Genomic DNA, 10544 nt, shown 5'->3' with positions numbered 1-10544 from the left:
TCTGTGGATAAGTCATCTTAAGCATTGATTATAAAAGAAGTTATTAAGTTAATTAACTGTGCATAATTAGTGTTTTTTATAGGAATAACTTTTTTATATGTTATCATTTTTAATAAAATTAGATACAATATTTATATAATAATCTTTCTCATTGCATTCATTGTAAAAAATAAAATTTTTATTTTGATTATTAATAGAAAAATATATTTTTTATTTATAAAAAATTCATTTATAACAATCAATTTAGAGAAAAAAAATGTTAAATATAAGCAAAAAAAAAATTGTTTTTATCACTCTATTCTTCTTATTTTTAAGTTTAAATTTAATTATATTTTATTGGAAATATCCAATGATAGATCAAACAAAAAATTTAAATGCTATACAATATGAAGAAATTATTAAAAAAATAAATATAAACAAACCTCAAAATATATATGAAGTAGAAAACTTTATTATACATAATCATAATGTTTATGGTACTTTGACAGCTTTATCTTTATCAAAAGAATATATCTTACATAACGAACTTGACAAAGCGTTAATTTCATTAAGTAATAGTTTGAAATATACTTCAGAAGAAAATTTAAAAATTCTTTTAACACTCAATATAGCTAAATTAAAAATAGAAAAAAATTGCAATCAACAAGCAATAAAAATACTTAACAGGATTCAAAATCATAATTGGAGTAATATTATTGAAAATATGAAAGGTGATATATATATGCATCTAAATAATAAAAAAGAAGCAATAAAATCTTGGGAAAAAAGTTTATCCCTAGAAGACTCTAATGCATCTAAAGAAATTATTCGTATGAAAATAAATGATCTAAAAGAATAAAATAAAAAAATAAATGCAAACACCAAAAATCTTAAAAAAAGAGTGTGTTATAAATATGATACCCATTATTGTATTAATTGGTCGTACTAACGTTGGAAAATCTACTTTATTTAATATTTTAACAAAAACAAAAAATGCATTAGTTGCAAATCATAAAGGACTTACTAAAGATAGGCAATACGGATACTGCACATTATTATCAAATCAAAAAATAATCTTAATTGATACCGCAGGTTTAGATATTCAATTCAATGAAATAGAAAAGCAAGCATATAAGCAAACATTACAAGCAATAGAAGAATCTAATTTGATTTTATTTGTAGTAGACGCTCATGATGGATTAATGCCACAAGAATATGAAATTGCTGAAAAAATAAGAAAATATCATAAAAAAATTATTTTAATTATCAATAAAATCGATGGTAGTAATTTAACTACAAAAATTAATGAATTTTATTTATTAGGATTTAAAAATATTCAAGAAATCTCTGCTATTCATAATCAAGGAATAAATATTTTGAAAAAAAATTATTTAATTCCGTGGATAACACAAGAATATCAACAAAAAAATATAAAACAAGATAATTTATTGCAAAAATCATCAATAAAAATAGCTTTTATTGGTAGACCAAATGTAGGAAAATCAACTTTAATTAATAATATATTAAATACAGAAAGAATGATTACATGTAATATCCCCGGAACAACATCAGATAATATATCTATACCTATGAAATATAAAAATAAGAATTATATTTTAATTGATACCCCAGGAGCGAGTAAAAAAAAAATAAAAATTAATAATTTTGAAAAATTTTCTCTTATTAAAACACTAAAAACAATTGAGCATTCTCATGTAGTATTATTAATTATAGATGCAAGTCTCGCAATTTGTAATCAAGATTTATTATTAGCAAATTTTATCAATAATTCTGGAAAAGGAATAATTATTATAATAAATAAATGTGATTTATTAAATTCTAAAGAACAAAATAACATACAAGAATTAATTAAAAATCAAATAAAATTTATTCATTTTCCAAAAATACATTTTATATCTGCTTTGTACAAGAAAGGTATTTTTCAAATATTTAAATCCGTCTATTCATCTTATAAAGAATCTACAAGAAAAATTAGCACGTCTAAAATAACACAAACAATGTATGAAGCAATTAAAAAACATCAACCACCTATTATAAAAGGAAGACGAATAAAATTAAAATATGCACATGTAGGAAATTCAAATCCATTAAAAATTATTATTCATGGTACTCAAGTTAAAAATTTATCTTTATCATATAAAAAATATTTAATAAACTTTTTTCAAAATGCTCTTAAAATTAAAAACACTCCTATTCAAATACAATTTAAAGACAATTTAAATCCTTACATATATGAAAAAAAATAAATATTAAAATTCATTTGCATTATAATTCAAATTATATAAAGGAATTTCTACTTCAATATTCATTTTTCCAATAATAGCTTGGCAACTCAAACGACTTTCAGGTTGGAGACCCCAAGCTTTATCTAAAATATCGTCTTCTTTTTCAGACCAACCTGTAACAGAAAAGAAACCTTTTCGTATAATACAATGACATGTACTACAAGCGCACGATTGCTCACATGCATGTTCTAATTTAATGTCGTTTCGTAAAGCAAGATTTAATATAGTTTCTCCAGTTTCTGCTTGTAATATAGCACCTTTTGGTAATATTAACTTATGAGGTAAAAATAGAACTGTAGGCATTTATATATCCTCTTCTATAACAAAAGAATCATTAATAGCATTTTTTAACTGTAATGAAAAAAAATTTTTACTCACTTCATCTAGTTTTTTTAAATTTTTTTTCATTTCAAACAAATCATCATCTTTAATAGATTTTTTTAATTTTTCTTGAAAAAATGTAATTTTATTTAGTTCTTTTGAAGTAATTAAATTTTTATGATTTTTTAAAGAATTCTCTAAAATTTTTAATACACGTACAGATTCAATTTTTTTTTCTTCTTTCACTCTTAAATAATAATCATCTTTAGAATATTTTAAAGAATTTTCTACTATTTCAGAAACATTAATTGTTTTTAATATAATATTATTATCAATTTGTATAGATTTTTGTTTGTTACTATTTTTTTCTAAAACCTTAATATTAATTAAACCATCTGTATCAACCTGAAATGTTACAAAAATACGAACTAATCCAGCTTTTTGTGGTTGTATATCTTGTAAAATAAAACGAGATAATGAAATACAATCTTTAACTAATTCTCTTTCTCCTTGAACTACATGTATTAAAATAGATGTTTGATTATCTTTATAAGTTGTAAATTCTTTTGTTTTTGAAACAGGTAACGCAGTATTGCGTAATATAATTTTTTCAACAAATCCTCCTATGACTTCAATACCTAATGACAGTGGTAGTACATCTAATAAAAGTACTTTATTTTTTTTATTAGTATTCATTAACATATCAACGTGCATTGCTGCACCCATTGCTACTACTTGATCTGGATTAATATAATTTAATAATTTCTTTTTAAAAAAATTGGCAACTTCTTCATAAACTAATGGGACACGAGTAGATCCTCCTACCATAACTACTTCTTCTATTTTTTCAATAGACAAATTAATTTCTTCTAAGAGATCAGAACAAATAAATAATGTTTTTTTTATAAATTTAATAATAATAGAATTAAATTCTTCTCGAGTAATATAACCTTCCCAATTAAAAAAATTAATTTTTACTCGTTCATATTGTGTTAATTTTATTTTTGTAGATTTAGCAAGTTGTAATAACGATGCTTGAAAAAAATCATTGCATTTATTTAATACATTCGATTTTTTATAAATATAATTTGCTAAGACATAATCAAAATCATCACCACCTAAATTAGAATCTCCACTAGATGCCAATACTTCAAAAATTCCTTTACGCAATTTTAATACAGAAACATCAAAAGTGCCTCCTCCCAAATCATAAACAATAATCAATTCTTTTTTTTGTCTTTGTAGACCATATGCAAAAGCAGCTGCGGTAGGTTCATTTAATAATTTGATTAAATTAATTTTTGATAAAATAGCTGCTTGTTTAGTTGCTTTTTTTTGAATATCATTAAAATATGCAGGAACTGTAATAATACTTGCACTAATTTCTTGATCAAATAAAAAAATCGCCCTTTTTTTTAGATGTTTTAATATATGACTTGAAACATCAATAGGACTAACAAATCCAAAATTAGTACGAAAAACAACACCCTTATTGTTATTTTCTTCTATAAAATAAGGCAACATAGGAAATGTTTTTTTGATAAAATTGATAGAACGACCCAATAAACGCTTCACAGAACTAATAGTATTAGAAGGATCTGTAATAACATTTTCTAATGTCTCCCAACCAACAGTAATAGAATTATATTTATAATTCACAACAGATGGTAACAAATAACGATTTTTTTTATCTAATAAAAACACTACATCATCTTCTAATACTGTAGCTGCTAATGAATAAGTAGTTCCAAGATCAATACCTAATAACAATTTTTTTTTACATTTTTGTTTCAAAAAAATCATATATGAATATCCTAATTTTCTTGTCTTAAATATATATTACGTTCTTTCATCAAATTAAATTTAATTTTTTTTAAAAAAAGTAACTGTTCTATTTCTGGTATAATATTTTTATAATTTTTTTTTTTAAATTCTAATTCAATATTATTTTTACAATGCATAATTTCTTTCATTATTTTTGTAAATACACTATTTAATTGTTCTTTATCAAAATTATTTTTTTTTAAATCATCAATATCTTCATACAAAACAAAATATTTTGTTAAATAACAATTATTGTTTAATAAAACATTTTCTGTATCAAGCTTATAACCATTTAAAAATAGAAGATATATTGCTCTGCTTAAAAAATCTTTTAAAGTTTTATAACCTTTATTAATTTCTATTGATTTTTTTAAAATTATTTTTTTTTTCATATCAGAATGATTAATAAATAAATCAGGATGAAACTTTAACTGTAATCTATAAAAATTTTCAGAAAGTAATTTTTGATTTATTTTAAAATTTTCAGGCAAATTAAACAATGTAAAATAATTCATACTATGACCTATTTTTTTAAACATAATTGAGAAATCGTATGTTGAAAGAAAATATTCTTTCAACATTTAATAAAACTGAATTAATTTAAATATTTTTATTTTTATAATCAGCAATAGCTGCTTTAATAGCATCTTCTGCTAAAATAGAACAATGAATTTTTACTGGGGGAAGTTCTAATTCCTTCACAATCGTTGTATTTTTAATAGATTCAGCCTCTTTTATAGATTTTCCCTTTACCCATTCAGTTACTAACGAACTAGATGCTATAGCAGAACCACAACCGTATGTTTTGAAACATGCATCTTCTATAATTCCCTTTTCGTTTACTTTAATTTGTAATTTCATAACATCACCGCAAGCAGGAGCTCCTACTAAACCACTTCCTACATTACTATCAGAATTAGCAAATGAACCAACATTTCTTGGATTTTCATAATGATCCATTACTTTTTTACTGTAAGCCATTTTAATATTACCTTATATTTATTAATTATATATAATTATATATGACTAACTATGATCCCATTCTATACTATTTAAATCAACTCCTGATTTAAACATTTCCCATAAAGGAGAAAGTTCGCGTAATTTATTAATAGAGTCATGAATTAATTTTATTGTATATATAATGTCTTCTTCTGTTGTAAATCTACCAATTGAAAAACGAATTGAACTATGAGCTAATTCATCTTTAATACCTAAAGCTTTCAATACATAAGAAGGTTCTAAACTAGCTGAAGTACAAGCTGAACCTGAAGAAACAGCTAAATCTTTAAGAGCCATAATTAATGATTCACCTTCAATATAGTTAAAACTAACGTTTAATATATGTGGAACTCCTTGTTGCAAATCACTATTTAAGTAAACTTCTTCAATGTTTTTGATTCCATTCCAAAGTAAATTACGTAATTTTGTTAAATATATAAAATCATTTTTCATTTTTTCTTTTGCTATAATAAATGCTTCACCCATTCCTACAATCTGATGAACTGGCAAAGTTCCTGATCGCATGCCTCTTTCATGTCCTCCTCCATGTATAAAAGGCAATAATCGTATTCGAGGTTTACGACGAACATAAAGACCTCCAATACCTTTTGGACCATAGATTTTATGAGCAGAAAAAGACATTAAATCTATATCTATTTTATTTAAATTAACAGGAATTTTACCTAAACTTTGAGTTGCATCTACATGAAAAAAAATACCATGACTTCTACAAATTTTTGAAATACTTTCAATATCTTGTATAATACCAATTTCATTGTTTACATGCATTATAGAAATAAGTATAGTATCATTTTGAATATTATTCTTTAAATCATTTAGATCAATGATACCATTATTTTTTGGAGTGAGATAAGTTACATTAAATCCTTTACTTTCTAAATATCTACAGGAATCTAAAACTGATTTATGTTCTGTTTTACTCGTGATAATATGTTTACCTTTTTTTTGATGAAAAAAAGCTATTCCCTTTATAGCTAAATTATTTGACTCTGTTGCTCCAGAAGTAAAAATAATCTCACGTGAATCTGCTGCAATTAATTCTGCTATTTGATTACGAGCTATATCAACGGCTTCTTCCGCATTCCATCCAAATATATGAGAACGTGATGCAGAATTTCCAAATATTCCATCTAATGTTAAATAATCCATCATTTTTTTCGCAACTATAGATTCTACTGGAGTAGTCGCTGCATAATCTAAATAAATTGGAGTTTTCATAATAAATATTTACCTTTAAATAAATAATACTTTTAAATTCGTATTCTAACATTTTAAAAAAAAATAGGATTAAAAATTATTTAAATCTATAATTTATTTTTATAATGCGTACTAGACTTTTGTTAGTATTAAGAATATAATATTTTTCAGCATCATTAGGGACGTAGTTCAATTGGCAGAGCATCGGTCTCCAAAACCGAAAGTTGTAGGTTCAAATCCTACCGTCCCTGAAACAATTTCACTTGTTGAAAATTTTTTATAATTTTTTAATTTATAAAAAATTAAGATAAAATTAAAAAAATATCAACATCAATCAAGTTTATGATTATATAAAATATCATCCCCTGAAATAACTTTCGAAAAAACTACTTCTTATTAAAAAAAATTATCGCTCAAGATTTCTATCAATGTATTTATATCAAAAAATTTTTCTAAAATATTTTTAAACTATTATTTTTAGGAGTTATTAAAAATGATTAAATATCGTTCCTTTAAAACTACACATGGTAGAAATATGTCCGGAGCAAGAGCATTGTGGAGAGCTACCGGTATGACCGATAACGATTTCAAAAAACCAATCATTGCAATAGTAAATTCTTTTTCTCAGTTTGTTCCAGGACATATTCATCTAAAAGAAGTAGGGACGCTTATATCTAAAGAAATTAAAAATTCTGGGGGAGTTCCAAAAGAATTTAATACTATTGCAATAGATGATGGAATAGCTATGGGACATTCTGGTATGCTGTATTCTCTACCATCACGAGAATTAATTGCAGATTCAATAGAATATGTTATTAATGCACATTGTGTCGATGCTATGATTTGTATTTCTAATTGTGATAAAATTACTCCAGGTATGTTGATGGCATCATTAAGACTAAATATACCATCAGTTTTTGTTTCAGGTGGACCTATGGAAGCAGGGAAACTAAAAAAAGACAACCAAACAATAAAAATAGATTTAGTTGATGCTATTGTACATGGAGGGAATTCTAATTTATCAAACGATTTTATTAAAAATGTTGAAACATCTGCATGTCCTACTTGTGGTTCTTGTTCAGGTATGTTTACAGCTAATTCTATGAATTGTTTAACTGAAGTATTAGGTTTATCTTTACCAGGAAATGGAACATTATTAGCAACACATATTGATCGTAAAAATTTATTTATTAAATCAGCGAAAATTATTGTTAAAATTACTAAAGAATACTATAAAAATAATAATAAAAATATTTTACCTAGAAATATTGCTAACAAAGAATCTTTTCAAAATGCAATGATATTAGATATCGCTATGGGTGGATCTACTAATACTATTTTACATTTATTAGCTGCAGCTCAAGAAGCACAAGTTGATTTTAAAATGTCTGACATTAATGCAATATCAAAAAAAATACCTCATATTTGTAAAGTATCTCCAAGTACTTCAAAATATCATATTGAAGATGTACATCGTGCAGGTGGTGTTATGGGTATTTTAGGTGAATTAAATCACAATAATTTATTAAATAATAATACATATAATATTTTACAAATGAATTTAAAAGACACATTAAATCAATATAATATTTTTTCAACAAAAAATACTGATATAATTAGTATGTTTCAAGCTGGCCCAGGAGGTGTGCGTACGATTAAACCTTATTCTCAAAATTTTAGATGGAAAACATTAGATTACGATCGAAAAAACGGTTGTATTCGATCTTGTCAACATGCATATAGCCAAGAAGGTGGATTAGCTGTTTTATATGGAAATTTAGCAAGAAATGGATGCATAATAAAAACAGCAGGAATAGACAAAACAAATTATATTTTTTCAGGAACTGCTAAAGTATATGAAAGTCAAGAAGAAGCTGTTCATGCTATATTAAATAACCAAATCGTTCCTGGAGATGTGATTGTTATTCGTTATGAAGGTCCAAAAGGTGGACCAGGGATGCAGGAAATGTTGTATCCAACTACATATTTAAAATCAATTAAATTAGAAAAAAAATGTGCGTTAATTACTGATGGTAGATTTTCAGGAGGTACATCAGGATTATCTATAGGACATATTTCACCTGAAGCTGCTAACAAAGGTATAATTGCTTTAGTTAAAAATGGCGATATTATCAACATTAATATTGCTAAAAGAACAATCCATTTAGATATTACAAAAAAAGAATTATCACATCGTATTCTTGAAGAAGAACTAAAAGGACCTCTATCTTATAAACCAAAAAATCGTACAAGATATGTTTCTTTAGCTTTAAAAACATATTCTTTTTTCTGTACAAGTGCAGATAAAGGAGCTGTTCGAGATTATAAAAGAATATCTAATATTTAAAAATATATTTTTTTAAACTAGGAAATATCATAATGAATTATTTTAATACACTTAGTTTTAGCCAAAAAATCAAGCAAATAAAAAAATGTCGTTTTATGAAAAAAGAAGAATTTAATAATAAAAACAATATTTTAAAAGATAAAAAAATAGTTATTGTAGGTTGTGGTGCTCAAGGTTTAAACCAAGGATTAAATATGCGAGATTCGGGATTAAATGTTTCTTTTGCACTAAAAAAAGATAGTATTATTAAAAAAAATCAATCTTACATAAATGCAATTAAAAACAACTTTAAAGTAAATGACTATGAATCACTAATTCCACATGCTGATTTGGTAATTAATCTAACTCCTGATAAACAACATCATCATGTAATAAAAGAATTACAAAAATTAATGAAAAAAAATTCTATTTTAGGTTATTCACATGGATTTAATATTGTAGAATTTGGAGAAAAAATAAGAAAAGATATCACTGTAATTATGGTAGCACCTAAATGTCCTGGAACTGAAGTACGAGAAGAATATAAACGTGGGTTCGGAGTTCCTACATTAATTGCAGTCCATAATGAAAATGATATTCATCATCAAGGTTTAGAGCTTGCAAAAGCATGGGCTTTTTCTACAGGAGGACATCGTGCTGGTGTACTTGAATCATCTTTTGTAGCAGAAGTGAAATCAGATTTAATGGGCGAACAAACAATTTTATGTGGTATGCTGCAAACCGCTTCATTACTATGTTACGAAAAATTAGTGATGGAACAACATGATCCAGCATATGCATCTAAATTGATACAATACGGATGGGAAACTATTACAGAATCTTTAAAACATGGTGGCATTACCTTAATGATGGATCGATTAAATAATTCATCAAAGATAAGAGCTTATTATATTTCAGAAAAAATAAAAAATATATTATCACCATTATTTCAAAAACATATGGATGATATTATTTCAGGGGATTTTTCAAACAAGATGATGCTTGATTGGGATAATAACGATAAAAAATTATTAGATTGGAGAGATAAAATAAAAAAAACATCTTTTGAACAAGCTCCTGATTATAATAAAAAAATACCAGAACAAGAATATTACAATCATGGGATATTAATGATTGCTATATTAAAATCTGGTATTGAATTATCTTTTGATACAATGATTAATTCAGGTATTTTAGAAGAATCAGCATATTATGAATCTTTACATGAATTACCATTAATTGCAAATACAATTGCAAGAAAAAAATTATATGAAATGAACAAAGTAATTTCTGATACTGCTGAATATGGTAGTTATCTTTTTTCTGAATCAGCATATCCTATTTTAAAAAAATTTATATTACAAACACAAAAAACTGATCTTGGATGTGCATTATTAGAAGAATCAATAAATAATATTGAATTATATAAAATTAACGATATGATTCGCAATCATCCTATAGAAATTATTGGACGTAAATTAAGAAGTCATATGAAAGAAATGAAAGTAATTACAGTAGCAAAATAAAAATTTTTTAATATATTTTATTAATTAAATATCATAATCTTA

Annotated in this window: 9 protein-coding genes and 1 tRNA gene; 5 read left to right on the top strand and 5 right to left on the bottom strand. The window is 24.7% G+C overall.

The window, feature by feature from the left end:
• Positions 1 to 256: 256 nt before the first annotated feature.
• Entirely contained in the window at positions 257 to 838 is a 582-nt protein-coding gene (locus D9V74_RS02905; RefSeq protein WP_158363099.1) for a YfgM family protein, read from the top strand.
• A 55-nt stretch (positions 839 to 893) separates the two neighbouring features.
• Positions 894 to 2246, top strand: a complete 1353-nt coding sequence (gene der, locus D9V74_RS02900; RefSeq protein WP_158363098.1) for a ribosome biogenesis GTPase Der — start codon at positions 894 to 896, stop codon at positions 2244 to 2246.
• 3 nt (positions 2247 to 2249) lie between these two features.
• Here the strand turns inward: der and fdx are convergent, their stop codons facing one another.
• The 5 genes from fdx to D9V74_RS02875 form a co-directional block, all read right to left on the bottom strand.
• A complete protein-coding gene (fdx, locus tag D9V74_RS02895) occupies positions 2250 to 2588 on the bottom strand; it encodes an ISC system 2Fe-2S type ferredoxin (protein ID WP_158363097.1) in 339 nt (112 codons plus the stop codon).
• Entirely contained in the window at positions 2589 to 4409 is a 1821-nt protein-coding gene (gene hscA, locus D9V74_RS02890) for a Fe-S protein assembly chaperone HscA (RefSeq protein ID WP_158363096.1), read from the bottom strand. It abuts the gene before it with no gap.
• A gap of 11 nt (positions 4410 to 4420) precedes the next feature.
• On the bottom strand, positions 4421 to 4945 hold the full coding sequence (gene hscB, locus D9V74_RS02885; RefSeq protein ID WP_158363140.1) for a Fe-S protein assembly co-chaperone HscB: 525 nt from the start codon (positions 4943 to 4945) through the stop codon (positions 4421 to 4423).
• 85 nt (positions 4946 to 5030) lie between these two features.
• The gene (gene iscU / locus D9V74_RS02880; RefSeq protein WP_158363095.1) at positions 5031 to 5411 is read right to left on the bottom strand and encodes a Fe-S cluster assembly scaffold IscU; all 381 of its coding nucleotides are present in this window, start codon (positions 5409 to 5411) and stop codon (positions 5031 to 5033) included.
• Between the two features lie 45 nt (positions 5412 to 5456).
• A complete protein-coding gene (locus D9V74_RS02875) occupies positions 5457 to 6671 on the bottom strand; it encodes an IscS subfamily cysteine desulfurase (RefSeq protein WP_158363094.1) in 1215 nt (404 codons plus the stop codon).
• Between the two features lie 157 nt (positions 6672 to 6828).
• On the opposite strand from D9V74_RS02875, the gene D9V74_RS02870 reads away from it, so the two are divergent.
• The 3 genes from D9V74_RS02870 to ilvC all read left to right on the top strand — a co-directional run bounded on the left by D9V74_RS02870 (position 6829) and on the right by ilvC (position 10502).
• Positions 6829 to 6901: transfer RNA gene (locus D9V74_RS02870), tRNA-Trp, on the top strand.
• Positions 6902 to 7143: 242 nt separating this feature from the next.
• Entirely contained in the window at positions 7144 to 8997 is a 1854-nt protein-coding gene (ilvD, locus tag D9V74_RS02865) for a dihydroxy-acid dehydratase (RefSeq protein WP_158363093.1), read from the top strand.
• A gap of 32 nt (positions 8998 to 9029) precedes the next feature.
• Positions 9030 to 10502, top strand: a complete 1473-nt coding sequence (gene ilvC, locus D9V74_RS02860) for a ketol-acid reductoisomerase (protein WP_158363092.1) — start codon at positions 9030 to 9032, stop codon at positions 10500 to 10502.
• Positions 10503 to 10544: the final 42 nt, after the last annotated feature.

Source organism: Buchnera aphidicola (Macrosiphoniella sanborni), from assembly GCF_005080885.1.
Taxonomy (GTDB): domain Bacteria; phylum Pseudomonadota; class Gammaproteobacteria; order Enterobacterales; family Enterobacteriaceae; genus Buchnera; species Buchnera aphidicola_AU.
Note: the sequence above shows the minus strand (reverse complement) of the source record. Positions and strands in the feature narration are given on the sequence as shown.

Bases quoted from the DNA above. Each gene is read 5' to 3' on its own strand.
- ilvC (WP_158363092.1), top strand. From the start codon at position 9,030: ATGAATTATTTTAATACACTTAGTTTTAGCCAAAAAATCAAGCAAATA.
- hscA (WP_158363096.1), bottom strand. From the start codon at position 4,409: ATGATTTTTTTGAAACAAAAATGTAAAAAAAAATTGTTATTAGGTATT.
- fdx (WP_158363097.1), bottom strand. From the start codon at position 2,588: ATGCCTACAGTTCTATTTTTACCTCATAAGTTAATATTACCAAAAGGT.
- hscB (WP_158363140.1), bottom strand. From the start codon at position 4,945: ATGAATTATTTTACATTGTTTAATTTGCCTGAAAATTTTAAAATAAAT.
- der (WP_158363098.1), top strand. From the start codon at position 894: ATGATACCCATTATTGTATTAATTGGTCGTACTAACGTTGGAAAATCT.
- D9V74_RS02875 (WP_158363094.1), bottom strand. From the start codon at position 6,671: ATGAAAACTCCAATTTATTTAGATTATGCAGCGACTACTCCAGTAGAA.
- iscU (WP_158363095.1), bottom strand. From the start codon at position 5,411: ATGGCTTACAGTAAAAAAGTAATGGATCATTATGAAAATCCAAGAAAT.
- ilvD (WP_158363093.1), top strand. From the start codon at position 7,144: ATGATTAAATATCGTTCCTTTAAAACTACACATGGTAGAAATATGTCC.
- D9V74_RS02905 (WP_158363099.1), top strand. From the start codon at position 257: ATGTTAAATATAAGCAAAAAAAAAATTGTTTTTATCACTCTATTCTTC.